Consider the following 24,157-nt stretch of genomic DNA (forward strand, 5'->3'; position numbering starts at 1 on the left):
CGCGAATCCGATGTCTTTCGACGGCGCGCGCGATACGGCGCGCGAAGGAGAGCGCGCGCCCCAGGGGGGTGAAGAGGGGGGACCCCTAGGTGTTTTCCGGGGTGCCGCTTCGGCCGATGTCGTCCGTGGTCGGCGCGCGGCTGTCGCCCTACCGCTGGGGGGTGTGGCCGTCGTGGCCGTTTCCGCCGCCGTCTCCGTGGCCGCTGTCGCGTGCGGGCGTGTGCTCGGTGTGGGTGGCGGGCTTGGGGTCGGCCACCGGGTCGAGGGCGGTGCCCACCCCGTACGCGGTGCCGAACGTCGCGGCGAGCACGGCGGCGTACGTGGCCACCTTCAGTCCTACGTGCATGGCGGAGCTCCTTCGTCCGGTGTCCGGTGGTGGGGCGCGGTGCGGCGTCCACCCTGTTGAAGATACCCCCGGGGGGTACACAGTCAAGTGCGGCGCGGCCTTGCGCCGCGTACTCCTGGGGGGTATACCTGAAGCAGGAGTTGATACCCCCCAGGGGTATTGATCGACATCGACGGTCGGGCGAGCGCGCGGCGCGCACCCATCGGGGACGAGGAGCGACGGATGACCAGCACGGTGACCGAGCCAGCCGAGGTGGAGCTCGCCATTGGCGGGATGACCTGCGCTTCGTGTGCCGCCCGGGTGGAGAAGAAGCTCAACCGCATGGACGGCGTGACGGCCACCGTCAACTACGCCACCGAGAAGGCGAAGGTCAGCTTCCCGGCGGGGGTCAGCCTGGCCGACCTGATCGGCACCGTGGAGGCCACCGGGTACACGGCGAAGCCGCCCGCCCCGCCCCAGCGACGGCGTCCGGCCGACGGCGCCGCGAGCGACGCCGGCGCCCCGGGCGACACGGAGGGTGAGGGCGGTGGGCCCGACCCGCTGACCCCGCTGCGGCAGCGGCTGATCACCGCCGTCCTCCTGGCCGTGCCGGTCATCGCCATGGCGATGGTGCCGGCCTGGCAGTTCGAGAACTGGCAGTGGCTGTCGCTGACGTTGGCCGCGCCCGTCGTGACGTACGCCGCCTGGCCCTTCCACCGGGCCGCGTTCCGCAACGCCCGGCACGGCGCGGCCACCATGGACACACTGATATCGGTGGGCGTCGGCGCCGCGTTCCTGTGGTCGTTGTGGGCCCTGTTCTTCGGCACCGCGGGCACCCCGGGCATGACGCACGGCTTCGAGCTGACCATCGAGCGCACCGACGGCTCGGGCAACATCTACCTGGAGGCGGCGGCCGGCGTCACGGCGTTCATCCTGGCCGGGCGGTACTTCGAGGGCCGCTCCAAGCGCAAGGCGGGGGCCGCGCTGCGGGCGCTGATCTCGCTGGGCGCCAAGGAGGTCACCGTGGTGCGCGGCGGGCGCGAGGAGCGCGTCGCCGTCGAGGACCTGGCGGTCGGCGACCACTTCGTGGTGCGGCCCGGCGAGAAGATCGCCACCGACGGCGTGATCGTCGAGGGCAGCTCGGCCGTGGACGCGTCGATGCTGACCGGCGAGTCGGTGCCGGTGGAGGTCGCCGCCGGTGACGCGGTCACCGGCGCCACGCTCAACGCGGGCGGACGCCTGGTCGTGCGGGCCACCCGGGTCGGCGCCGACACGCAGCTGGCGCGGATGGCCAAGCTGGTGGAGGACGCGCAGAACGGCAAGGCGGCGGCCCAGCGGCTGGCCGACCGCATCAGCGCGGTCTTCGTCCCCGTCGTCATCGCCCTGGCCGTCGGCACCCTCGGCTTCTGGCTCGGCAACGGCTCCGGGCTCACGGCGGCCTTCACCGCGGCCGTGGCCGTACTGATCATCGCCTGCCCGTGCGCCCTCGGCCTGGCCACCCCGACCGCGCTGCTGGTCGGCACCGGGCGCGGCGCCCAGCTCGGCATCCTGATCAAGGGCCCCGAGGTGCTGGAGACCACCCGCCGCGTGGACACCGTCGTCCTGGACAAGACCGGCACCGTCACCACCGGCACCATGACCCTGCTCGCCACGCACACCACGACCGGTACCGACGAGGACGAGGTGCTGCGGCTGGCCGGCGCGCTGGAGCACGCCTCCGAGCACCCCATCGCCCGGGCGGTGGCCGCCGGCGCCGCCGCGCGCGTCGGTTCGCTGCCCACCCCCGAGGACTTCGCCAACGTGCCCGGACTGGGTGTGCAGGGCGTCGTGAAGGGCCACGCCGTCCTGGTCGGACGCGAGAAGCTGCTGACCGAGTGGGCCATGGAACTGCCCACGGACCTCGCCGAGGCCAAGGCGGCGGCGGAGGCCGCCGGCCGCACCGCCATCGTCGTGGCCTGGGACGGGCAGGCCCGCGCCGTCCTGGAGGTGGCCGACGCCGTCAAGGACACCAGTGCCGAGGCCATCACCCGGCTGCGCGCGCTCGGCCTCACCCCGATCCTGCTGACCGGCGACAACACCGCCGTCGCCCGCTCCGTCGCCCGCGAGGTGGGCATCGACGAGGTGATCGCCGAGGTCATGCCCGAGGACAAGGTGGACGTGGTCCGCCGGCTCCAGGCCGAGGGCCGCTCGGTGGCCATGGTCGGCGACGGTGTCAACGACGCCGCCGCGCTGGCCCAGGCCGACCTGGGCCTGGCCATGGGCACCGGCACCGACGCCGCGATCGAGGCCGGCGACCTGACGCTGGTACGCGGTGACCTGCGAGCCGCCGCCGACGCGATCCGCCTCTCCCGGCGCACCCTGCGCATCATCCAGTCCAACCTGTTCTGGGCCTTCGCCTACAACGTGGCCGCGCTCCCGCTGGCCGCCGCCGGGCTGCTCAACCCGATGATCGCCGGCGCCGCGATGGCCTTCTCGTCGGTCTTCGTCGTCGGCAACAGCCTGCGCCTGCGCCGCTTCAAGGCGGCCTGACGCTCGCGGCGCGCCCGCCGACCACCACATGCCACCCCCAGCGGGGCCGGGCTCACCCCCGGCCCCGCTGCCCTGTCCGCCCCGCCCCACACCGCTGCCGCGCCCCGCGCCCCGCGCTCCCCGCGACCGCGATCCGCGATCCGCGAGCGCACCGGACAGGCCGGGCCGAGCCGGCACCACCGTGCCCGGTGCCGTACGCGCCGGCCCCGCGCCGCGCCCCTCCCGCGCCGGATCGCCGCGCCGTGTCCGTGACGCCCGCGCCACGTCAGCGCCCTGCCCTCGCGCGGCGTGCCCTCCCGCGCCGCGCGGGCGCCGCCCCGGACGGAGCCACACTCCTCCCGTACGAACCCCGACGTGCCCCGCGCCCCGCGCTCGCCGCGCCCGCGACCCTGATCCCTGATCCCTGATCCGCCGGACCGCACCGGACGAACGCCCCCGCGCCCCGCGACTCCCCGACCGCGCCGGGGTCGCCCATCGGGCGGGGCCGCCCGCCGGGCGGGCTGACGCACCCGCCGGGGTCGCTCACCGGGTGGGGTCACTCACCGGGCGGGCGTGGCCCGTCGGGTGCGCGGGCCAGTGTGCCCATTCCGGCGGGCGGTCAATCTTATTTCCCGCCTTTCATCGCGCAGGCGACAGTGCGGCTGCTTCCCGTTATCCTCACAACACGAAGCGTTATCCTTCACGATGCGCGGGCCTTCCTTTTCCGTTCCCTTTCACCTTCCCTTTCGCCTGCCCATTTCCCGCGCGTCAGCCACACCCGTCGAAGCCTTTTCCTTTCCGTGAAAGAAAGGTCGCTCGGCTGTTTCGTGGCAGCTTGGGGCGGGCTTTTCGGGCAGTGCGGCACGTGAATGCGAGGAGTATCTCCGTGGCTATTGTTCCCACCTCCGAAGATGTCGTGGCGGGACAGAAGGCGTACAACCCCCTCTCGCTGAGGTTCTACGATCTGACCGTCTTCGGATTCACCTGTCCGGTGCTGTGGAAGGTCCCGCGCGGCGCGCTGCTCGGGCTCTACCGTCGCAACCTCTCCGAGGAGCACCTGGACATCGGTGTCGGCTCCGGGTACCTGCTGGACAAGACCATCACGCCGAGCCCGCACCAGCGCGTCACGCTGCTCGACATGAACCCGCACTGTCTGACGCACGTGGAGCGCCGGCTGTCCCCCCTGCGGGTCGCCACCGTCCAGGGCAACGTGCTGGAGCCGTTCCCGCTGCCCGCGCGGTCGTTCGGATCGGCCGGGCTCAGCCTCATGCTGCACTGCGTGCCGGGCGACTTCGCGCACAAGGGCGTCGCGCTCGACCACGCCGCCGCGTGCGTACGCCCCGGCGGCAAGGTCTTCGGCAGCACGGTGCTCTCCCAGGGCGTGCCCGTCACCAAGGCCGCGCGGGCCGCGCTGAACCACCTCAACGCCCGCAAGGACTTCAACAACCGGCACGACAGCCTGCACGACCTGCGCCGCGAACTCAGCGACCGGTTCAGCGACTTCACACTGACGGTGCACGGCTGCACCGCGCTCTTCGAGGCCACCGTCGAGGGCTGAGCGCTCGGCGTACGCCACGGGCGCGGGGGCGCCCCACGGACCGGTCGGCGGCCACGGTCGCCGACCGCCGCACACCCCCCGCGCGGGCGCGGGCGCGGCGGCGTACGGAAGTGATTTGGCCAAGTTCGGATTGCCGGTTCCCCCGCCGCGATCGCTGGGCACCATGGACGGGCGCACGACTGGCGAGCCGGAAGCAGCCAGCCGCCAGAGGCCACAGGGTCCGGGGGTCAGATATGCCAACGACGGGTCACCCACACCGGGTTCACGGGCGATGTGGACCGCCCGCCCCACGCCACACACCGCCCGCCCCGCGCGAGGCACCACCCGCCGCCCGCGACGTACCGCGCCCCGCGCGGAGCCGGCGGGGCGCGCGCACCCTCGCGGGAGCGGTCGGTGCGTAGGACTCCCAACCCCTGGCCCTCGGCCACCTTCCTCGGCCGTGTCGAACCGCAGACACTGGAGGAACTCCTGGCCGCCGGCACCGCGGCCGAGTACGCCGCCGACCGCACGCTGCTCCACCAGGGCGAGGACAGCCGGCACGTGCTGCTGATCACCCGGGGCGTGGTGAAGGTCGTGGCGGGCACGGCCGAGGGGCACGAGATGCTGGTCGCCGTGCGCGTCGCCGGCGACCTCGTCGGCGAGATGGCCGCACTGGAGAGCCGGCCCCGTTCCGGCACGGTCCTGGCCTGCGGCGAGGTGACCGTACGCGTCATCCAGTGGCACATCCTGGAGAAGCTGCTGCACCGGCACCCGGACGCCGCCGACTCGCTGATGCACATGCTCTGCGCCCGGCTGCGCTGGGCCAACCGGCGGCGCCTGGACTTTCGCGCGTACGACTCCTCGATCCGACTGGCCCGCGTGCTCGCGGAGCTGACCCAGATGTACGGCCGCCCGGTGCGGGGCGCCCCCGACGAACGCCAGGAGCTGGCCGTCACCCTCACCCAGACCGAACTGGCCTCGCTGGCCGGACTCGCCCTGACCACCGCCGAGAAGGCCCTGGCCGACCTGGCACGACTCGGCCTCGTGGAGCGCAGCTACCGACGGATCACGATCAACGACTTTCCCCGGTTGCTGGTGTTCTCGAAAATAGCCGCCGAGAACCCGTACTGAGAGGGAATCCCCGCCGAACGGCCCTCCTAGCCTCAGCGTGAACGCGTCGCGGACGCGCCGCGACAGAGGAAGGAAAGGCCACGTGGCCGAACGGTCCGGATACCACCCGTGCACGTGCCTCGCCCTGGACGTCCAGGCGTACGGGGCGAACAACGACCGCCGACAGTCAGACATCCAGCACGACCTGCCGCGCCTGCTCTCCCGCGCCGCGCTCACCGCCGGCGTGGACCGCTCGCGGTGGCAGACGCAGGCCCAGGGGGACGGTCACCTGGCCGTGTTGCCCATGGACGGCTCCGAGCCGCGCGTGGTCGACGACTACCTCCGGCACCTCGCCGCGGCCCTGGCCGAGCACAACCGCACGCGGGTGCCCGAGGCGCGGATGCGGCTGCGCGCGGCCGTGCACCACGGGCCGGTCGAGATCGCCGACAACGGCTTCGCCGGCCAGGCCGTCGTCACCACCTGCCGGCTGCGCGACGCCACACCGCTGCGGCGGGCCCTGGCCGCCGCGCCCGCCGCCGATCTCGTTCTCGGCCTGTCCAACAGCGTCTTCCAGACCACGGTCGCCGGCGGTCACACCACGCTGCGCGCGGAGGCGTTCCGGCAGGTGACGGTGGACGAGAAGGAGTACCGGGCACTGGCCTGGGTGTGGCTGCCCGGACACGACGTACACCGCCTCGATCTGGGGGCGGTCGCGGCTCCGGTACCGGCGTCGGGGGGCCCGGAAGCGGAGCACCCGGCGGACCCGCCCCCACCCGGGCGGGCCGCCGGGCCCCAGCCGGCCCCGGGGCGCATCCCCGGCCAACGCGTCGGCGCGGGCATGCCACGGACCGCCGACGCGGACCGCGACGCGGACCCGGAGCCCGGCGCGGACCCGGACGCGGAGCCCGGTGTCGGCGCCGGGGGGCGTGCGGACGCCGGCCGGGAACGCGGTGGCACGCACCACACGTGGGTGGAGGGCGGGCAGGTGAGCGTCGCCAACTTCCACGGGGAGGTGGACCTGCGGGGCGGGGTCATCGGCTTCGGCACCCCGCATGAGTGAGCCCGACGGGCCCTGGCCGCCGGCCGGCCCGCCCCCGCACCAGGAGCCGGACCACGCGCCACAGCCGCCGGCGGACCAGGGCCGGGCCGGGTGGGGGGAGCCGGCCGCGCACCACGGCCAGCCCCAGGGCCGGGAACAGGCCGCGCCACGGGCCGAGGAGCGGGGGCAGCCGGGTCCGGGCGTGGGGGCCGACGCGCCGCCGGCGGACGAGGCGCCCGACGACCAGGGGTACCAGGAGCTGGGCAGGGCCCTCGGGCAGCACGTGCACAACAACTTCTACGCCCGCGTCGACGCCTCGGGCGCGCTGTTCGGGGCCGGTAGCGCCGGCCCCGCGCCGGGCCTGGCGCCCGGCCGGGTGGACCCGGCCGACGTGGACCAGGTGGTACGCGGCTATCTGCGGCCGGACGCGGCGGTGTTCGCCGACGCGCTGGCCCGGCTGCGCGACCAGCACGTCCTGGTGTTGGTCGGCGAGGCGGGCAGCGGGCGCAGGGCGGGGGCGTTCGCGCTGCTCCGCGAGTTGTGCGGCCCCGGCAGCGGCGTGCACAGCCTCTCGCCCGCCGACTCGCTCGCCCACCTCGCCACGGCCGAGGGCCTCAAGCCGGGGCGCGGGTACGTCATCCTCGACTACCTCATGGAGATGCGGCTCGACGCCGTCCAGGGGTACGAGATCGACCGGCTGCGCGCCAGACTCCGCGACCGCGGCTCCTATCTGGTGATCACCGCGTCCAGCGCCGTACTGCGCCGCCTGGCGCTCAAGGACCTGTGCGTCGCCTGGGAGCCGCCCGACCCGCTGCGCCTGTTCGACCACTGCCTGACCCGGGCGGCCCGGCCCCCTGAGCCCACCGACGGCCCCGAACTCTCGGGCCCCACCGACGGACCCGGCCCCACCGACGGTCCCGGACTCCCCGAGCACGCCGCGCCACCCGCGCCGACCGCGCCACCCGCGCTGACCGGGGCCGCCGAACGCGTCGAACCGGTCGGGCGGGCCGCGCCGTGCCCGCCCACCGGGCCCCGCGAGCACCCCTGGATACCCGGCGCCCCGTCCGGCCCGTCGAACCCAACCGCCCCGAAAACCCCGGTGGAGCCCGAGGCCCCACGCTTCCCGGGCGTTCCGGAGGTGCCCGCCGAACTCCGCGCGCAGGTGGCCGAATTACGTCGCCCAGCGGACGTCGTCGGTGTCGCCCGGACACTGTGTGGCCGGGGAGTGGCCGCCGCCCAGGACGCGCTGCGGGACAGCGAGACCCTGCGCGTACAGCAGTGGTTCGAGCGCACGCCCGCCGCCGACGACCTGGTGCCGATCGTCGCGCTCGCCTTCGCCGAGGGACTGCCGGAGCGCACCTTCGAGGAGCTCGCGGGCGCGCTGGAGAACTCCGTACGCGGCGGCGAGACGATCCCCGGCGAGGAGCCGGGGGCGGCCGGCCCGGCCGGGGCGACGGGCGGGGCCGTCACGGTCGGGGAGCGGCCCGGGGCGGAGGCCGGGGCCGAGACGGCGCGGTACGCCGTCCGGCAGAGCCGGGCGCGGTGGCGCTCGCGCGCGGCCGGCCTGGTGGAGGTGCGGCGTACGGCCGGCGCCGGCCCCGCGCACCCGCGCGCCGAGCGACGGTTGGTCTTCACCTCGCCGCGCGTGCGCGACCTGGTCATCCGCGAGGCGCACACGCTGTACGGCATCGAGCTGTGGTACCCGCTGCGCCGGTGGCTGCACCAGCTCTCCACGGAGCAGGGGCTGCCGGTCCGTATCGAGGTCGCGCGCGGGGTGGCGCTGCTGGCGCGGCACGCGCTCACCGAGGTCGAGGAGGAGTTGCTGGAGGCGTGGGCGGACGGGCCGTCCGCGCAGCGGGTGACCGCGGCGCTGGTGCTCCAGTTCATGTGCGCGGACGACGGGTTGGCCACGCCCGCCCTGAACACGGCGCTGTCCTGGACCGAGCGGCGCGGCCAGCAGCGTGCCGTGACCGCGGCCATGGCCCTCGCCGGTGACCTCGGCGGCCTCTTCCGGATGGACGCCCTGAACCTGCTGTGGCTGCTGACCGGGCGGGGCGAACGGATCGCGGTGGCCGCCCGCCGCTCGCTGGTGCTGACCCTGTCCGCCGAACGGGACCCGGCGCGGACCGTCGTCGTCCTGCGCTATCTGCGCACCCGCGTGGAGCGGGCGACCGAACTCCGCGAGCGGGCGCACGCCCTGGAGGTGGTGACCCAGGTCCTCACCGCGCCGGACCCGGCGCCCGCGACCGGGGCGCCGGCGGCGCCGCTGACCGCGCGACTGCTGCGTACCGCGCCCGAGGCCGCCCCCCACCTGGGCCGGCTGTGGACCAGCCTGCTGTTCAGCCTGCGCCGGGGCACCGCCATCGCCCAGCTCTGCCGCACCCTGACCGCCCTGGCCGACGACCCGACGGCCAGTGGCGCGGTGCGCGCCCTCGGCCACGCCATGCGCGCGCACACCACCCCGGCGCAGTGGGCCGGGCTGCGCCGGGACGTCTCGGCCGCCCTGCGCGCCCCCGACTACGCCCTGCCCGGCACCTGGCGCCTGGCCCAGGTCCTGCTCGGCGCCCTGCACGGGCACCGCCGGCCGCCCCCGCCCCCGCCGGCCCGCACACACTGGCCGACCGGCACGACCCGCCCGCCCCCCACCCCGGGCGCCACCGGTGCCCACGACATCGCCCCCACCCCCCGTACGAACACCCCCTCTCCCCAGGCCCAAGGAGGCTGACGAACGTGAACTACCCGGTAGTGGCGGAGCGCGCGCTGAGCACGGAGCGGCGCGGTTGGTGGGCCAGGCGCCGTGGCCGAGAGGACGTGCCGGCCTTGCCGCCGGGGGCCGTCTACGTCTTCCGGGTGCGCGGGACGTACCGCGAGTACCCGAGCGGCGTGGCGTTCGACCCGGGGCACCCCGACGTCATGGAGGCCGCGTCGGTGAGCCTGGTCGACACCCGGGCCCGGCTGGTCGAGGTGGAGCGGGTGCTGCCGTCGGTGAGCGAGGCGGACGCCTTCACCGTGCGCGCCTCCTTCACCTGCCAGGTCACCGATCCGGCCCTGGTCGCCCAGCAGGGCACCGTGGACGTGGCGCTGCCGTTGCGCGCCTACCTCGCCGGCGACCCGGTGCTGTCCCACTCGGGCGCCGGCCACCGCATCGAGGAGGTCAACACGGTGCGCCAGCTGGTGAGCCAGCGGATGACCGCGTACACCGCCATCGTGGTGCCCACCATCCTCGGCGTGCGCGCCGAGTACGTGAGCTGCGACGTGTTCACCCCCGACGACCTGCGCACCTGGGAGCAGCGGATACGCGACGAGCGGCGCTCGCGGGAACTGGAGCGCGGCAAGCGGGACTTCGAGAACGACGACGTGCGCCGGGTGGCCGAGCTGCTGGCCCAGGGCACCTCGTACGTGGACGCCCTCGCCGTGGTGCGCGAGGACCTCGACGTGGCCTCGCTCGCGGGCCGCGCGCACCAACTCGCGGACGAGGACCGGGCCTGGGACCGCGAGCTGACCACCCGGGAGGGGCAGCGGGCGCACGACCAGGCCGAGCAGGAGCGCGCGCTGCGGAACAAGCTGCTGGTCACCGTGTTGGAGCAGATGCGCGACGCGGGCAGCATCTACGACGTCGAGCACGTGCTCCAACAGGTCCTGGACAGCGGCCGGCCGCAGCCGCCCGCCGGCGCTCTGGACGCCGGCGCCCCCGCCGCGGAGGCCGTGCCCGGCGTGCTGCCAGCCCGCGAGCCCGGCGCCCACCCCGACGGCTACCCCGGCGCCTACCCCGGTGCCCCGGGCGGTCCCGGTGGCGGGGCGCGCGGGCACGACCGGGAGGGCCGTGGGGACTTCCTCACCGACGAGGACGACCTCGTTGACTGACGCCCCTGACCCGCCCCGCGCGCCCGAGCCCGACCAGCCTTCCGGCGGGTTGGCGCGCCGGTTGCGCGGGCTGACCGGAGTGGACGAGCGGTTGCTGGCGCGCGTGTGGCCCGAGCGCGCCAGGTACACGGCGCTGGGCGGCGTGGTGCTCGGGACGGCGGTGATCGCGGCGTTCTCGATGTGGAACTTCGCCAGCCAGGCGATGGGCGGGTCGCCCTGGCTGGCGCTGGCGCCCGCGCTGGTCTGGCTGGTGTTCGTCCTCAACCTCGACCTGTGGCTGGTCGCCCCGCAGGCCACGACGGGCCGGCGGGCCGGGCCGCTGGTCATGCGCGTGCTGGTGGCCGTGCTGTTGGGCGTGGTGGTCGCGGAGCCGCTGGTGTTGCGGGTGTTCCAGACCGCCGTCGAGGAGCGCGTACGCGACGAGCGGCACACCGAACTGGACACGCTGCGCACCCGGCTGCTGCGCTGCAACCCCGACCCCGCGCGGGCCACCGGGGCCGAGGCGCCGGGCGCGGGCTGCGACACGTACGTGCTGTCCTTCGGCGCCAGCCCCGGGGTGGCCGCCGACGAACTGGCCGACCTGCGCGAGCGGGCCGGCACGCTCCAGCGGCGGGTGGACGAGGACAACCGGCGGCTGGCCACCCTCGACGACGAGGTACGCACCGAGTGCCGGCGGCTGATCCGCGACGCCGGGACCGGCCTGCTGAGCCGCACCTCGGAGTGCGTACGCCTGCGCCAGCGGGCGGCCGACTACCGGTCCACCCACCGCACCGCCGCCCGGGAGCGGGAGCTGGCCGAGCTGACCGAGCGCGTCGGCAGCGGTGGGCGGGAGCTGGCGGCCTCGCGCGCCACGTTCGTCCGCGACCGGGACCGCGCGGTGGAGCGCCGGGTCGGCGCGGAGCGCGACAAGCAGCGCGCCATCGGCGTCCTGGAACGGATGCGTGCCCTGGAGGAGCTGACGCGGGACAACACCACGCTGTTCGTGGGCGTGTGGATGCTGCGGCTGCTCTTCGTGCTGATCGACGTGCTGCCCGCCGTGGTCAAGTTCTTCAGCGGGCAGAGCGGTTACGACCGGTTGTTGAGCGCGCGTGTGCACAGCGCGGTCACGGTCTACGAGGAAGAGGTACGCGTGGCTGAACGGGAACGGCTGGCCGACTGTGAGATCGCCCGCGAGCGCGCCGCCCAGCGCGTACGGCGTCACCAGGCGGAACTGGAGGCCGAGCGGCGCGAGCACACGGCCGCGATGAACATCCGGGTCAGACAGGCGGTGAACGGTCTGGAGGACGAGATCCGCCGCTCGACACCGGTGTGAGGCGCGGCCGGGCGAGTCGCCGGCCGGGCGCGGCGGCGGGGTGGGCCCGGCGGCGTACCGGGGCGGGGCGGGTGGTGTGCCGGGGGCGGGGTCGCCCCGGGCGGGTTCGGAGCGTGGGGCGTGGGCGGCAGCGGTCACCGTGGACGAAGGGACGCACCATGGACGCGGCACGACGAACGACCCGTGACAGGCGTGGCGGCCGGCTCGCGCGGACACTCCTGACCGAGACGCGCGAGGAGATGCTGAAGGCCGACCAGAAGGCGAACACCATGCTCTCCGGCCTCGGGGTGACCCTGGCGGCGCTGGTCGGCGCGGTCAGCGCGGGCGGCGTGACGCCCCTGCGGTACGGCATCGCGGCACAGGTCCTGTTCTGGCTCGGCTGCGCCGCGGCCTTCCCGTCGCTGGGGCTGCTCGCGCTGGCCGTCCTGCCCCGCACGGGCACCCCGCTGGCCCACCGGGCGCACTACTTCGGCGACGTGAGTGCCCTGGGCACGCCGGGCCAACTCGCCCACGTCGTCCGCCACACCGACCCGCACCGGCGTGACCTGAACCAACTCGCCGTGCTGTCCCAACTGGTGGTCATGAAGTACCGCTATGTGCGCGGCGGCATGGTCTGGGGCGGCGCGTTCGTCGCGCTGACCACGGTCGGCGTCCTGATGGGCGCCGACCACTGACCCCGTCCGCCGCGCCGGGCGCGGGGGCGGGCGCGGGGGCGGGCGCGGGGGGCGGGCCCGCGTTCCGCCGCCCACCCCGCCCACGCCGGCCCACCTCGCCTACGCCGCCTCGCTGGTGATCAGGGCGAACTGGGCGCCGAAGGAGTCGAGCACCATGGACATGCGGCCGATGCCGGGGGCGTCGTCGGTGGCCGTCAGGGCCGTGCCGCCGTGGTGGACGGTGGCGTCGACGGCCGCGTCGCAGTCCTCCACCTCGAAGTAGGGGTACCACCGCGATCGCAGCTCCCCCACCTCGACCTGCGGCGGGAACTGCATGATGCCGCCGTGCGAGGCGTCGCGCCCGCCGCCCGGCGGGGCGACGACCGTGTAGTCCACGTCGACCATCGGGGTCCGCTCGGCCTCCCACGCGAACACCCGCCGGTAGAAGTCGGTCGCCGCCCGCGCGTCCGTGGTGTGCAGTTCGGACCAGCACAGCGTGTTGGGCACGTTGACCACGTCCAGCCCCCGGGTGTCGCCGGGCTGCCAGACGGCGAACTCGGCGCCGGTCGGGTCGGTGAACTGGGCCAGTCGGCCGGCGGTGAACACGTCCATCGGCTCCACCCGGACCGCGCCGCCCGCCTCCAGGACCGCGCGGGTGGTGGCCTCCGCGTCGGCCGTCTGGAAGTACAGCGTCCACGCCGGGCTGGCGCCCTCCGCCGTCAGCGGGCCCACGGCGGCGACGTCCTTCCCGTCGAGCTGGAACATCCCGTACCCGCCCGCGTCGGGCCCCGCCGACCGGAACTCCCAGCCGAAGACCCCGCCGTAGAACGCGGTGGCCGCCTCGACGTCGGGCGCCCCGAGGTCGAGCCAGACGGGGGCGCCCGGCGCGTAGTGAGTCGTGAGCATGGCCTTGGACCTCCGGGTCGTGTGGGTTGCGCGTCGCGCGTCACGGCCGCGCCTCGGGGGCGTGCGGGGGCGCGGGCCCCGGGGCGCCCCGCGTCCGCCTCCTCCCAGGATGGCAGCGACCACCGGTACGCGCCGTTCGGCGCCCCGCGCACCGGGCCCGCCCCGCCCCGCGGGGCGGGTCGCGCCCGGCGGGGGCGGGGTCACTTGCGGTTGTAGAGCCGCATCGTGATCGTCCCGAAGACCAGCACCAGCGCGCCGGCCCACCCCAGTGACCAGGCGATGTCCCCGGCGGGCCAGTCGCCGTCCATGAGGCCGCGCACGGCCGACGACAGGTGGGTCACCGGGCTGTTGTTGACGAACGCCTGGAGCCAGCCGGGCATGGTCGCGGGGTCCACGAAGATGTTGCTGAGGAAGGTGAGCGGAAAGAGCACCATCATGCTCACGCCCATCACGGACTTCTCGCTCCGCAGCAGCAGCCCGAACATGGTCCATATCCAGGAGAAGGAGAACGAGAAGACCATCAGCAGCGCGATCCCGGCCAGCACGCCGAGCACTCCGCCGCCCGGGCGGAAGCCCAGGATCAGGCCCACGGTCAGCATCACGGCCGACGCCATCGCGTACCGCAGGACGTCGCCCAGCAGATAGCCGACCATGGCCGACGGCCGCCAGATCGGCAGCGTACGGAAGCGGTCGAAGACGCCCTTGTCGATGTCGGTGTTGACCGCGACGCCGGTGTACATCGTGATCATGACGACGCTCATCACGAGGATGCCCGGCAGCAGGAACTGCAGGTAGTCCGTGGTCGAGCCGGCGAGCGCACCACCGAACAGGTACGTGTACATCAGCACCATCATGATCGGGAAGGCGGTGACGTCGAAGAGCTGCTCCGGCACGTGCTTGATCTTCAGCACCGCCCGCCAGCCGAAGGCCAGCGAGGTGGACCAGGCGCTGGGCCGGGGTGGGCGCTCCTTGGCGATCAGCACCGCCGCCAGGCTCTCCGTCGAGACCGGGGCCAGGTCCTCGGTGGCCGTGGTGCGGGCTTCTGTCACGGGTGCGGTGCTCATGCCGCCGTCCCTTCCCTGCTGGTGGGGTCGCCGGCACCGGTCGGGCCCGGGGCGTGCGCCGGGTCGTTCGGCCCGGTGGCGGGGTGGTCGGTGAGGGCGAGGAACACCTCGTCCAGGCTGGGCTGTCCGAGGGAGAAGTTGTCCACGGTGATGCCGGCGCCCGACAGCTCGTGCAGCGCTCGGGCGGCCTGCTCCGTGGCCCCGGCGCCGTTGCCCGCGAGGCCGACGCGGGCGGTGAGCGCCACGGGGTCGTGCTCCAGGCGGACCTCGGCGGACAGGTGGTGGGCCAGCAACCGCTGGGCCTCGGGGCGCTGGTGGGCGTCGCGCAGCCGTACGTGCACCGACCCGGCGCCCACCGACGCCTTCAGCTCGCCCTTGGTGCCCTCGGCGATGACCCGGCCGTGGTCGATGACGGCGATCCGGGAGGCGAGCTGGTCCGCCTCGTCCAGGTACTGCGTGGTCAGCAGCACCGTGGCGCCCTGGCTGACGACGGCGCGCACGATGTCCCACACCTGGTTGCGGCTGCGCGGGTCCAGGCCGGTGGTCGGCTCGTCCAGGAACAGCAGGTCGGGGGTGTTGAGGATGCTCGCGGCGATGTCGATCCGGCGCCGCATGCCGCCCGAGTACTTCTTGACCTGCCGGTCCGCCGCCTCGGTCAGCCCGAACGCGTCGAGCAGCCGCGCGGCCCGCTCCCTGGCGGCGGGCTTGCGGTGGCCCAGCAGTCGGGCGAGCAGGACCAGGTTCTCCGTGCCGGTCAGGTCCTCGTCCACCGACGCGTACTGGCCGGTGAGACTGACCCGGGCGCGCACGGCGTCGGGCTCGCGCGCCACGTCGTGCCCGAACACGCGGGCCTCGCCGCCGTCCGGGCGCAGCAGCGTCGCCAGCATCTTCACGGCGGTGGTCTTGCCCGCCCCGTTGGGCCCGAGCACCCCGTAGACCGTGCCGGCGGGCACGGCCAGGTCGATCCCGTCCACGGCGCGGGTCTCGCCGAACACTTTGACCAGGCCGAAGGTCTCGATGGCCAGATCGGCCCCGGGTTCGCTCATGACGTTTCCTTTCGTGCGGGCGGTTCGTCGAGCACGGTGGGACGGGTGCGGGTGTCCCGTGGGGTGCGGAGGGTCGCGGAGGCGTGGTGCGGAGTGCGGGGTGCCGTGCGGGGTGGTCGGGGGCGGTCGCGGGATCGCCGAAGCGACCCGGGGCGGCCCGGTGGGCGTGGCGCGGGGCTACGGAAACGCGCGGCGTGGGGCTCGCGGGCGTCGGCGGCTCGGCGGTGGGGACGCGACGTGCCGCCGTGGCACGCGGCGCCGTGGTGCGGAAAGGGACGTGGTCGGCCGGTACCCGGCGAACCGTCGACGTGGCGGTCTGGGACAGCGAGGCACGGTGGTGTCGGTGCGCACCGACACCCGCGAACCCCGTCGAACTACCAGGGTGACCTGGCGGTTGTGGGTGATATCCGCTCTGGTGTTCTGGTGTCGACGACTGTAGTACGGGGGTCTGACAATGCCCTGTGGATCATGAGGCGGCCCAGGTCGGAGGCGTGACGGTACGAGCGGGCCCCCGTCGCGCCGGGCTCCGCGCGGCCGGGCGCGACCCCCCGCTCGCGCCACCCCCGGGCCCGCCCCCGCTCGCGCCCGCGCCGGCCCACCGGACTCGGCCCCGGCTCCGGCCCGCCCCCGGCTCACGCCCGCCCTCGCTCGCGCCACCCCCGCCCCGCGCCGGCCCCACCGGGCCCGGTCCGGCTGGTCGGGCCGGCGCGGCTACTCGCCGCCGCAGGGCAGAGGCGTGTCCGTACCGTCGATGACCAGCCGTCGCGCCGCGCCGTCCGGCGGCTCGACCCACACCCGCAGCCGGCCGCAGACGCACCGCGCGTACACCACCACCCCCTCCGTCGTACGGTGCCGGGACACGATCCGCACCGGTTCCGCCAGCGGCCAGCCGCAGTCACCGCACCGCCCGGAGCCCGCCCTCGCGCTCGCGCCGTACGCGGAATCCGCGCCGGACCGCGCACCCGGCACCGAACCCGCGCCGGAACCCGTGCCCGCGCCCTTGCCGGAACCCGTACCCACGTCGGTCCCCACCCCTGTTCCCGTCTCGGAGCCCGCCTTACGGGGGCCGTCTGTGTCGCTCGCCTCGTCCTCGCCTGGGAACTCCATGCGGTCAAGGCTCGGGCCGCACCCTCGTGCGCGTCCATCGCAAGATTGAGCATGGAACCGTGTTGAATCTCCGCATGGTTGACTTGCGGCTCCTTCAGGCCCTGCGTGTGCTGCACGCGCGGGGCACGGTCACGGCCACCGCGCAGGCGTTGAACCTCTCCCCGTCCGCCGTCTCGCAGCAGTTGCGCCAGCTCTCGCACGCGGTGGGCGCGACGTTGCTGGTGCGCGACGGCCGTCGGCTCCGGCTGACGCCGGCCGGCCAGGTGTTGCTGCGGCACGCGGACGACCTTCTCGCGCAGTGGGAGCGGGTACGCGCGGACCTGGCCGAAGAGGCGGGCGACCAGCACACCACGCTGCACATCGGCGGCTTCGCCACCTGCTTCGGGGCGCTGCTCGCACCGGCGGCCAGCGCCCTGCAGCAGACGACGCCGCTGCGGGTGCGGATCAGCGAGACCGACAGCGACGCGTGCTACCAGCAGCTCCTGTCCGGGCGGATCGACATCGCCGTGCTGACCCCGCTGCCCGACAGCCCGCCGGTGGACGACCCGCGCTTCGACCAGCAGCCGCTCCTGGACGACCAGCAGGATCTCGTGGTGCCGCTCGGCCACCCGCTGGCCGGGTCGGAGGTGGTGGACCTGCCGCAGGTGGCGGCCGAGACGTGGATCGCGCCCCACCACGACCAGCGCCGGCTGATCGAGTCGCTGTGCGGGGCGGCCGGTTTCGCGCCCCGGATGGACCATCACGCGGGCGACTGGGCCTCGGTCTTGGCCCTGATCGCGCACGGCCTGGGCGTCTGCCTGGTGCCCCGGCTCGTTCCGCTGACCGCGCACCCCGGCGTGACCCGGGTCCCGGTACGCGGCGACCCGCAGCCCTGCCGCCGCGTGCTGACCTGCGTACGCAGCGGCAGTCGGCAGCAGCCCGCGATCGCCCGCGCCCTGGCCGCGCTCCAGGAGCAGGCCGTCATCGCCCGCAGACTCGACCCGGCCCGCCCGTGACGCCCCGGCCCCCGGCCCGTGGTTCCGTACGCCGCCGCCCCGGCCGGCTCCGTACGCCGCCCGCCGCGCCGGCTCCGGGCGCGCTCACCGGCCCGTGCCCCCCGGACGCGTTCCGCGACGTTCAGCCCCGCCACGCACCGCTCACCGCTCGGACCGCCACCCCTCGGACCGCTGTCCTTCGGCCTGTCGGGCCACGTACAACGCCCAGGCCAGCAGCGGGAGTTGAAGTGGCAGGCGGCCGTACGCCAGGGCCTTGAGCGGGGCGGGGCGGTGGCGCCAGTCGCGGGCCATCTTGATGTTGGCCGGGTAGACGGCGGCGAAGAAGCCGGCCGTGGCCAGGGCGCCGACGCGGCGGGTGCGGGGCAGTGCGACGGAGGCCGCGAGGGCGAGTTCCGCCGCCCCGCTCAGCCGGGTCCAGGTGCGCGGGCTGCCGGGCAGGGCGCGCGGCACGATCGCGTCGAAGGGGCGGGGCGCCGCGAAGTGCGCGACGCCCGCGCCGGCGAGCAGCCCGGCCAGCGCGCGGGCGGTGGGGCGGGGCAGGGCCATCGTGAGCTCCAGCGGGTGAGCGGTCCACGGGCCGGCGGACGCCGCGACCCGCGAGAGGCGCGACCGCCGTGGGCCCGCCGCGTCGCCGCGTACCGACGTCGCGCGAAGCCCATCCCGCCCGCGCCCCGCGCCCGCCTCAGGCGTCCGCACGGACCTCTTCTTACTCGAAAGTAACCACACGTCGCGCCCGCGCGACAAGACCCCCGCGCCGCCACGTGAGATGCCCCACGGGCCCGGCCGCACGCCGTCGGCACACGCGCCGTACGCGCGCCGCGCGGGGCCGCGCGGGCGAGGCCGAGCGGGCGAAGGGCCGCGCACGCGGGGGAAGGGTGACGCGTTGTCGGGAATCGGCGACGGCGGTGGGGGAGCGCAACAACGTCCCCCCACTCGTCACTTCGCGTGCCCGCCTGGGAGAAGACCTCGGCGGACAGCCGGATTGATACGGACCACGCGCGGCCCAGGCGCCCCACTCGGACGGGTGACCTCGGGCGTCGCGTATGCCATCTTTGTGCGACCCCCCATGGAGGATTCGAACTCATGACCCCACGTCGCCGTACCTCTTCCAGACCCGACCAGCCGGCCGACGCCACCGGCACCGGCACGACAGGAGGCGAGGGCGCCGCCGGCGGGCGCCGGTCGCACCGGTCGCGCGGTGGCCACCGGGGCCGGGCGAAGCGGCCGGTCTGGCTGCCGTTGACGCTCGCCGCCGTCGTCGCGGGCGGCGGCGTGACGGCGTACGTCGCGCTCGACGACGACGGCTCGGACGGCAGGAGCGTCGCGGACGGGGCCGACCACGTGCGCTCCGTCGACGCCGCGAGCCCCACCCCGGACGCGTCGCGCCGGGCCGCCGAGCCGACCAGACCGCCCGGGACGCGCGCACCCGGCCCGTCGAAGAGCGCGCGGCCCTCCGACGGCGCCACCGGGACGGCGGACGCCACCAAGGAGGCGGCGGAGTCGCGCGGTTCGCGCGCGGCCGGGCCACAGGGCGGCGCCCGGTCCACCGGCGCGGCCGACGACGGCCGGCCCGGCGACGGGGCGGGACGCGACTCCGGTGGCGCCCGTGACGCCGCCGGCGATGGGGACGGTTCCGGTGGCTCCGGTGGTTCCGGTGGCGGGAGCCGCCCCGGCTCGTCCCGGCCGGGCTCCGACGCGGGGCGCGACGCGCGGGACAGCGGTCCGCGCGGCGACGCCCGCGACACGCCGAAGACGGCCCCCAGTGGCGTCACGGCGGAGGTGTTGGCCCTGGTCAACGAGGCGCGTACGGACGCGGGTTGCCGGCCGCTGGCCGCGAGCGGCACCCTCAACCGGGTCGCCGACACCTACGCGGGTGTCCTGGCCGACGAGCGGGACCTTTCGCACACCGGCCCGGACGGCTCGACGGTCGGCGACCGCGTCACGCGCTCCGGATACACCTGGTCCACCGTCGGCGAGAACATCGCCCGTGGCCAGTCGGACGCCGACGCGGTCATGGACGCCTGGCTCAACAGCCCCGGACACCGCGCCAACATCCTGAACTGCTCCTTCCGCGAGATGGGCCTGGGCGTCGAACAGGGCTCCGGCGGGCCGTGGTGGACACAGGTGTTCGCGACGGGCCGCTGACCCGAGCCGTACGCCGCCGGGCCGCGAGCCTCTCCGACCAAGCGCCCCCCGGGGCGTTCGGGCCGGGGGAGACCCGTTCGCGCGGCCCGCGCGGCGGCTGGCAGGGCGCCGGGCATGCCGCCCCCGTACCAGGTCAGAGCCGACTACGACGCGCGTGAGGCGCGGCCCCCTCCAGTTGGGCCGAGCCGCCCAGTCCCGACGGCTGCTCCCGCCGGAACGCGGCTCCCCGCTGCCCGCCGCCCTCGCGGAGCGGCTCCGCCGCGCGTCCGGGTGAGCTGGCCCCGCCTGGTCGAGGCGGGGTTCTGTGCGTGTGGCCGGAGTGAGGCCCGCCCCGGCCGGCTGGGACGGGGGCCCGCGGGTGCGGCCGGGGCGGGGGCCCGCAGGTGCGGCCGGGGCGGGGCCTGGCGCGTGCGGGCTCTGGCGTGGGTGGGTCCCTGCGGGTGCGGGTCTCGGTGCGCGCGGGCTCTGGCCGTGTGCCGGCCCCGGCGTGTGCCGGCCCCGGCGTGTGCCGGCCCCGGCGTGTGCCGGCCCCGGCGTGTGCCGGCCCCGGCGTGGGCCGCGTGTGGGTCGCCTAGGCGTGCGCGTCTCGGCGTGCGCGGGCTCTGGTGCGTGCGGGCCTCGGTGCGTGCGGGCTCCTACCCGTGCGCGTCCCCCCCCCGCGTGGGCGTTCCCGCGCGTGCGGGTTCCGGTGTGTGCCGGCCCCGGCCGGTGTGCGGTGGCCCCACGGCGGGGTGGCGTACGGGAGGGGGCGGCGCGCGGGGGTGGGTGTGGCTGAGGGGCCTCTCTCCCAGGGTGGGTGTGTCTCGCAGGGTGAGTGTGGGGCAGGGGCGAGTCATGGGACGGAAGCCGCGTGCGAGCAGCTCCGAACCGTAGCCGGTGGTGCCGCCCGACTCCCTGCCGATCCGGAGGCCGCTGAGGTCGTACCCGGTGCGTAGGACGTCGTCATGAGCCCACGTCAGGACGTCACGTTGCCGGTCGCCGAGGAACTCGTGAACCCGCCACCGGGCGCCCACCGCGAACCGTGACGGGTGGTCCTCGTGGACGCGGTCGGCGATGAGGTAGGTGAACGGCGGGGCGTCGGGCCCGCTCGCGACCGCGACGGCGACCAGTCCGTCGTGGGTGTCGGCGGGGCCGGTCACGACGCGGCCGACGACCGTGGCGGTGCGCTCCGTGGTGTGGGCCGGGGGCAGCTTCCTCGTCGTCGCGAGCAGCCCCACCCCGCCCCCCCCCGCGCCACCGGCCGCCGGCCGCGAGCGCCACCAGCCACCACGGCGTCTCCCACGCGACCGCGACGACTATCGGCGCCACCGCGACCACCGCGACCACCGCCAGCACCGCGACCACCGCCCGCGTCACGCGCGTCGCCGTCCGCATCCGCTCACCCGGCCCCCGGTGCGCATCGCCGCCCACCGGCCTCCCCCTTCGCCCCCCTGCCGCCGCCCGCACACGGCGGGACACCACCCCGTTCTCCGGCCCCCGTGCCCCCACCGACCAGTCCCGGTACGCACCCGCCGGCACCCTGCGCGCGGGCGCGCGTGAACCGAAGGTGCTCCTAGCTGGGTTGGTGGGGCCGGCACCCCGCACGCGCGGGCGCGCGCGGGTGGTGGCCCCGCCACCTCTCCCGGCCGTACGCCACGCGTCGCCCAACGGCCGGTGTAGGAGGATCGGGTACGAGAGCGGCGGCGCGTACGGTGCGGCGGGTCCGCCGAGCACCGACGGAAGGGCCACAGCGTGGAAAGCCGAGACGCGGTCGCCAACCCGCGGCCCGCGACGCGGGACACGGGGGACGGGACGCGGGCCGGGACCGACCCGGCGGTGGGCGCGCGGGGCGTGGGCGACACGGAGGCGGTGGATGCGCGGGGCACGGGCCTGCCCCCGGTCGAGGGTGTGGCGGGTGTGGGGCGGGCCTCGGCTGAGGGTGTGGCGGGTGTGCGGGGTGCGGGCCTGTCCTCGGCCGGGCGTGTGGGGGAGGAGGCGGCCGAGGCCGCGGTGGCCACCGGTGCGTCGAGCCCTGACGCACAGGCGGCCGGCGACGCGACCAGCGCCGCGTCGGACGAGGACCCGTCAGCCGTGGACGCGTCGGGCGGCGAACGTTCGCCGGACGGCGGAAGCCTGTCGCTCGACACGGGAGCGCCCGGTGACGCGTGTCCGCCAAAGGGCGGGGGTGTGGCGAGCGGTGCGTGGGCGCCGGGTGCCAAGGGTGTGCCGGGCGGCGGCCCGGTTGAGGTGGGGGCATTGGGTGGCGGCCCGGGTGTGCTGAGTGGCGGGGGTGCGCCGGACGGTGGCTCGGGTGAGGTGGGTGCGCGACGCGCCGGGGGCCCGTCGAGCGGTGGCTTGGTTGGGACGGGTGTGCCGGGCGGTGGGGGTGCGTCGGGTGACGGCCGGGCTGGGGTGGGTGCGCCGGGTGGTGAGGGTGGGCTCGGTGGGACGAGTGCGCCGCATGCCGGGGGTGTGTTGGGTGGCGACCTCGTTGGGGTGGGTGTGCGGGGCGCCGGGGATGTGCCGGGTGGAGGTTCAGGTGGGATGGGCGGGGAGGGCGCCGGAGCGGTGCCGGACGGGGCGGGCGCGCCAGGCGGCGGAGATGTGACGGGCTCGTGGTGGTGGCGGGGGGCTCGGGGGCTGGGGCGGTTGCCGCGCGGGTGGGGGCGGTGGGTGCTCGCCGGGTGCGCGGTGGTGCTGCTCGTCCTGGTCAGCGTCGTGCTCGGGCATCGGGCCGCCGACGTGGACGGCCTGACACCGGTGCCCCAACTGTTGGCCTTCCTGCCCTGGCTGTTGCTGCCCGGCGCGCTCGCCCTGCTGCTCGCGGCGCTGGCCCGCTGGCCGCTTGGGTGTGCCTGGGCGCTGGTCGCCCTCCTCGCGACGGGTTGGTACCTCCAGCCGTACGAGGGCGCCGGGGCAGGCGGCCCGAGCGGGCCGGTGGTCGCCCGGCCCCGGGTACTCTCCGCCAACCTGGAGTACGGCCAGGCCACCGACGGTCTGGTGGCCGCGCTGCGTCGCGAGCGGCCCGACCTGGTCGCGGTCCAGGAGTGCGACCAACGGTGCGTGAGCGCGCTGGAGTCGCCCGCGCTACGCGCGGCCTACCCGTACCGAAACATCGTGCCCGGCCGACCGGCCCAGGGCTCCGCGATCCTGAGCGTGTACCCGCTGCGCGACGAGGCGGGCGTACCGGGTTCGCTCGCGATGCCGGGCGCGCGGGCCCTGATCGCCGGGCGGTGGATACGCGTCCAGGTGGCACACCCGATGCCGCCCGAGCCCGGCGGCCTCGACCTGTGGCGCACCGAGCTGGGGCGCCTGCGCGCGTACGCCGAACGACGTGGCGAGCTGCCCACCCTGATCGCCGGGGACTTCAACGCCTCCCAGGACCACGCGGCGTTCCGCCACCTCCTCGACACCGGTCTACGCGACAGCGCCCGGCTCGCGGGGGTCTCGCGCACACCGTCCTGGCCCACCCTGACGACGCCGCTGTTCGGTGCGCAGATCGACCACGTGCTGGTCAGCGACGCGTGGTCGACCCGCGACGCCCGCTTCCTGGACCTGCCGAAGACCGACCACCGCGCCCTCCTGGTCGACCTGCGCCTCCACGCACACCCCCAGCCCCACCGCGCCCTGACCGCCCCCCGACAAACCCCGACCGACGACAACCCCTGACCCACGACAACCCCTGACCCACGACCCCCGAGCTCGCCGACAGCTCCGGACGGCTGAGCAGGACGATTGCCCTGAGCCGGACGGCAGCCCGAAGTCCGGGGACTGCCCTGGGCTGGACGGCAGCGCCGGGCCGGCCGGCGGCCCCGAGTCCGACACCGGCCCCGAGTCCGCGACAGCCCCGAGCCGGACGGCAGCCCAAGCCGGACGGCGCCCGGGGTCCGACAACAGCCCGAATCCGCCAGCACGTTGGCACCCCGTGCGGCCCGCCGCTCCCCGCGCACGCGAACCACCACCGGCCAGCGACACGGGCCGGGCCGCGCGGGACGGGCGCGGCCCGGACAGCGGGGTGGGCCGGTCAGAGCCACCAGGGTGGGACCCGACAGGCACGATGAGAAGATCGCGGCAAGCCACGCCGCCCCCCTGCCAATGGGCCACCCACCAGCGACGCGAGATCGCCGCAGGGTGAGCCCCTTACTCCTGCCCGGGCGGGGGGCCCGTACCACCCATACCCGTCAGCCGCGCAGGACTGCCACAGAGCGGGCACGCCGCCCGCCCGGCAAGACCCCCGTACGGGCCGCGCTCCGCCGACCACCCAGAGGGGCCTGCCACGCGGGGCCGCCGCAAGGCGAGCCCCCGCCCGGCAGGGCATCCCGTACGGGTCGCGCTCAGCAGCCCCACCCGCGCCGGCCAGGGAGGGCCGCCGCAAGGCGAACCCCCGCCTGGCAGGGCACCCCGTACGGGTCCCGCTCAGCAGCCCCAGCCGCCCGGCAGGGCATCCCGTACGGGCCGTGCCCGGCAGCGGCGGACCTCCACCAGCCGCGCCCGCCAACGGTGAGTCCCTGCCATCTCCACCCGCGCCGGGCGAGGAAGCCGCCGCAGGGAGAGCCCCCGCCCGGCA

18 protein-coding genes are annotated in these 24,157 nt (G+C 75.7%); 11 read left to right on the forward strand and 7 right to left on the reverse strand.

Going from position 1 to position 24,157, the window contains the following annotated elements:
• Nucleotides 1–148: 148 nt before the first annotated feature.
• Complete coding sequence (locus ACFVFR_RS26850) at nucleotides 149–346, reverse strand: hypothetical protein (RefSeq protein WP_383706208.1); 198 nt, start codon at nucleotides 344–346, stop codon at nucleotides 149–151.
• 222 nt (nucleotides 347–568) lie between these two features.
• On the opposite strand from ACFVFR_RS26850, the gene ACFVFR_RS26855 reads away from it, so the two are divergent.
• The 8 genes from ACFVFR_RS26855 to ACFVFR_RS26890 all read left to right on the forward strand — a co-directional run bounded on the left by ACFVFR_RS26855 (nucleotide 569) and on the right by ACFVFR_RS26890 (nucleotide 12,369).
• Nucleotides 569–2,854 carry a heavy metal translocating P-type ATPase gene (locus tag ACFVFR_RS26855; RefSeq protein WP_383706210.1) on the forward strand — a complete coding sequence of 762 codons (2,286 nt, stop codon included), beginning with the start codon at nucleotides 569–571 and terminating at the stop codon, nucleotides 2,852–2,854.
• 865 nt (nucleotides 2,855–3,719) lie between these two features.
• The gene (locus ACFVFR_RS26860) at nucleotides 3,720–4,391 is read left to right on the forward strand and encodes a class I SAM-dependent methyltransferase (RefSeq protein ID WP_383706212.1); all 672 of its coding nucleotides are present in this window, start codon (nucleotides 3,720–3,722) and stop codon (nucleotides 4,389–4,391) included.
• A 393-nt stretch (nucleotides 4,392–4,784) separates the two neighbouring features.
• Complete coding sequence (locus ACFVFR_RS26865) at nucleotides 4,785–5,501, forward strand: Crp/Fnr family transcriptional regulator (protein WP_383706214.1); 717 nt, start codon at nucleotides 4,785–4,787, stop codon at nucleotides 5,499–5,501.
• Nucleotides 5,502–5,583: 82 nt separating this feature from the next.
• Nucleotides 5,584–6,540, forward strand: coding sequence for a hypothetical protein (locus tag ACFVFR_RS26870; protein ID WP_383706216.1), 957 nt, complete (start codon nucleotides 5,584–5,586; stop codon nucleotides 6,538–6,540).
• Entirely contained in the window at nucleotides 6,533–9,244 is a 2,712-nt protein-coding gene (locus ACFVFR_RS26875; RefSeq protein WP_383706218.1) for a hypothetical protein, read from the forward strand. The genes ACFVFR_RS26870 and ACFVFR_RS26875 overlap by 8 nt, the downstream gene beginning before the upstream one ends.
• Nucleotides 9,245–9,249: 5 nt before the next feature.
• The gene (locus tag ACFVFR_RS26880; protein ID WP_383706220.1) at nucleotides 9,250–10,383 is read left to right on the forward strand and encodes a hypothetical protein; all 1,134 of its coding nucleotides are present in this window, start codon (nucleotides 9,250–9,252) and stop codon (nucleotides 10,381–10,383) included.
• Nucleotides 10,376–11,695: a DUF4407 domain-containing protein gene (locus ACFVFR_RS26885; RefSeq protein WP_383706222.1), complete on the forward strand. Its 1,320-nt coding sequence runs from the start codon at nucleotides 10,376–10,378 to the stop codon at nucleotides 11,693–11,695. The genes ACFVFR_RS26880 and ACFVFR_RS26885 overlap by 8 nt, the downstream gene beginning before the upstream one ends.
• 158 nt (nucleotides 11,696–11,853) lie before the next feature.
• Nucleotides 11,854–12,369 (forward strand): Pycsar system effector family protein, encoded by a 516-nt coding sequence (locus ACFVFR_RS26890; RefSeq protein ID WP_383706223.1) that lies wholly within the window; start codon nucleotides 11,854–11,856, stop codon nucleotides 12,367–12,369.
• A 99-nt stretch (nucleotides 12,370–12,468) separates the two neighbouring features.
• Here ACFVFR_RS26890 and ACFVFR_RS26895 read toward each other — a convergent pair whose 3' ends face one another.
• From ACFVFR_RS26895 to ACFVFR_RS26910, 4 genes are all read right to left on the reverse strand, one after another.
• Nucleotides 12,469–13,254, reverse strand: a complete 786-nt coding sequence (locus ACFVFR_RS26895; protein ID WP_383706225.1) for a VOC family protein — start codon at nucleotides 13,252–13,254, stop codon at nucleotides 12,469–12,471.
• Between the two features lie 200 nt (nucleotides 13,255–13,454).
• A complete protein-coding gene (locus ACFVFR_RS26900) occupies nucleotides 13,455–14,318 on the reverse strand; it encodes an ABC transporter permease (RefSeq protein ID WP_383706227.1) in 864 nt (287 codons plus the stop codon).
• Complete coding sequence (locus ACFVFR_RS26905; protein WP_383706229.1) at nucleotides 14,315–15,364, reverse strand: ATP-binding cassette domain-containing protein; 1,050 nt, start codon at nucleotides 15,362–15,364, stop codon at nucleotides 14,315–14,317. The genes ACFVFR_RS26900 and ACFVFR_RS26905 overlap by 4 nt, the downstream gene beginning before the upstream one ends.
• A 711-nt stretch (nucleotides 15,365–16,075) precedes the next feature.
• Nucleotides 16,076–16,471: a hypothetical protein gene (locus ACFVFR_RS26910; RefSeq protein ID WP_383706231.1), complete on the reverse strand. Its 396-nt coding sequence runs from the start codon at nucleotides 16,469–16,471 to the stop codon at nucleotides 16,076–16,078.
• A 74-nt stretch (nucleotides 16,472–16,545) separates the two neighbouring features.
• Here ACFVFR_RS26910 and ACFVFR_RS26915 point away from each other — a divergent pair, with 74 nt between their 5' ends.
• On the forward strand, nucleotides 16,546–17,466 hold the full coding sequence (locus tag ACFVFR_RS26915; RefSeq protein ID WP_383706233.1) for a LysR family transcriptional regulator: 921 nt from the start codon (nucleotides 16,546–16,548) through the stop codon (nucleotides 17,464–17,466).
• A gap of 141 nt (nucleotides 17,467–17,607) precedes the next feature.
• Here ACFVFR_RS26915 and ACFVFR_RS26920 read toward each other — a convergent pair whose 3' ends face one another.
• Nucleotides 17,608–18,012 (reverse strand): hypothetical protein, encoded by a 405-nt coding sequence (locus tag ACFVFR_RS26920; RefSeq protein ID WP_383706235.1) that lies wholly within the window; start codon nucleotides 18,010–18,012, stop codon nucleotides 17,608–17,610.
• Nucleotides 18,013–18,549: 537 nt separating this feature from the next.
• On the opposite strand from ACFVFR_RS26920, the gene ACFVFR_RS26925 reads away from it, so the two are divergent.
• Nucleotides 18,550–19,611: a CAP domain-containing protein gene (locus ACFVFR_RS26925; RefSeq protein ID WP_383706237.1), complete on the forward strand. Its 1,062-nt coding sequence runs from the start codon at nucleotides 18,550–18,552 to the stop codon at nucleotides 19,609–19,611.
• Between the two features lie 635 nt (nucleotides 19,612–20,246).
• On the opposite strand, the gene ACFVFR_RS26930 is transcribed toward ACFVFR_RS26925, so the two are convergent.
• Nucleotides 20,247–20,828 carry a hypothetical protein gene (locus ACFVFR_RS26930; protein ID WP_383706239.1) on the reverse strand — a complete coding sequence of 194 codons (582 nt, stop codon included), beginning with the start codon at nucleotides 20,826–20,828 and terminating at the stop codon, nucleotides 20,247–20,249.
• Nucleotides 20,829–22,134: 1,306 nt separating this feature from the next.
• Here ACFVFR_RS26930 and ACFVFR_RS26935 point away from each other — a divergent pair.
• The gene (locus tag ACFVFR_RS26935; RefSeq protein ID WP_383706241.1) at nucleotides 22,135–23,259 is read left to right on the forward strand and encodes an endonuclease/exonuclease/phosphatase family protein; all 1,125 of its coding nucleotides are present in this window, start codon (nucleotides 22,135–22,137) and stop codon (nucleotides 23,257–23,259) included.
• The last annotated feature ends 898 nt before the right edge of the window (nucleotides 23,260–24,157 follow it).

The organism is Streptomyces sp. NPDC057702 (genome assembly GCF_042799315.1).
In the GTDB taxonomy this organism is placed as follows: domain Bacteria; phylum Actinomycetota; class Actinomycetes; order Streptomycetales; family Streptomycetaceae; genus Streptomyces.

Excerpts from the sequence above, each read along its gene's own strand:
- ACFVFR_RS26850 (WP_383706208.1), bottom strand. The coding sequence starts at position 346 with ATGCACGTAGGACTGAAGGTGGCCACGTACGCCGCCGTGCTCGCCGCG.
- ACFVFR_RS26855 (WP_383706210.1), top strand. The coding sequence starts at position 569 with ATGACCAGCACGGTGACCGAGCCAGCCGAGGTGGAGCTCGCCATTGGC.
- ACFVFR_RS26875 (WP_383706218.1), top strand. The coding sequence starts at position 6,533 with ATGAGTGAGCCCGACGGGCCCTGGCCGCCGGCCGGCCCGCCCCCGCAC.
- ACFVFR_RS26890 (WP_383706223.1), top strand. The coding sequence starts at position 11,854 with ATGGACGCGGCACGACGAACGACCCGTGACAGGCGTGGCGGCCGGCTC.
- ACFVFR_RS26895 (WP_383706225.1), bottom strand. The coding sequence starts at position 13,254 with ATGCTCACGACTCACTACGCGCCGGGCGCCCCCGTCTGGCTCGACCTC.
- ACFVFR_RS26900 (WP_383706227.1), bottom strand. The coding sequence starts at position 14,318 with ATGAGCACCGCACCCGTGACAGAAGCCCGCACCACGGCCACCGAGGAC.
- ACFVFR_RS26905 (WP_383706229.1), bottom strand. The coding sequence starts at position 15,364 with ATGAGCGAACCCGGGGCCGATCTGGCCATCGAGACCTTCGGCCTGGTC.
- ACFVFR_RS26910 (WP_383706231.1), bottom strand. The coding sequence starts at position 16,471 with ATGGAGTTCCCAGGCGAGGACGAGGCGAGCGACACAGACGGCCCCCGT.
- ACFVFR_RS26915 (WP_383706233.1), top strand. The coding sequence starts at position 16,546 with ATGGTTGACTTGCGGCTCCTTCAGGCCCTGCGTGTGCTGCACGCGCGG.
- ACFVFR_RS26920 (WP_383706235.1), bottom strand. The coding sequence starts at position 18,012 with ATGGCCCTGCCCCGCCCCACCGCCCGCGCGCTGGCCGGGCTGCTCGCC.
- ACFVFR_RS26925 (WP_383706237.1), top strand. The coding sequence starts at position 18,550 with ATGACCCCACGTCGCCGTACCTCTTCCAGACCCGACCAGCCGGCCGAC.
- ACFVFR_RS26935 (WP_383706241.1), top strand. The coding sequence starts at position 22,135 with ATGGGCGGGGAGGGCGCCGGAGCGGTGCCGGACGGGGCGGGCGCGCCA.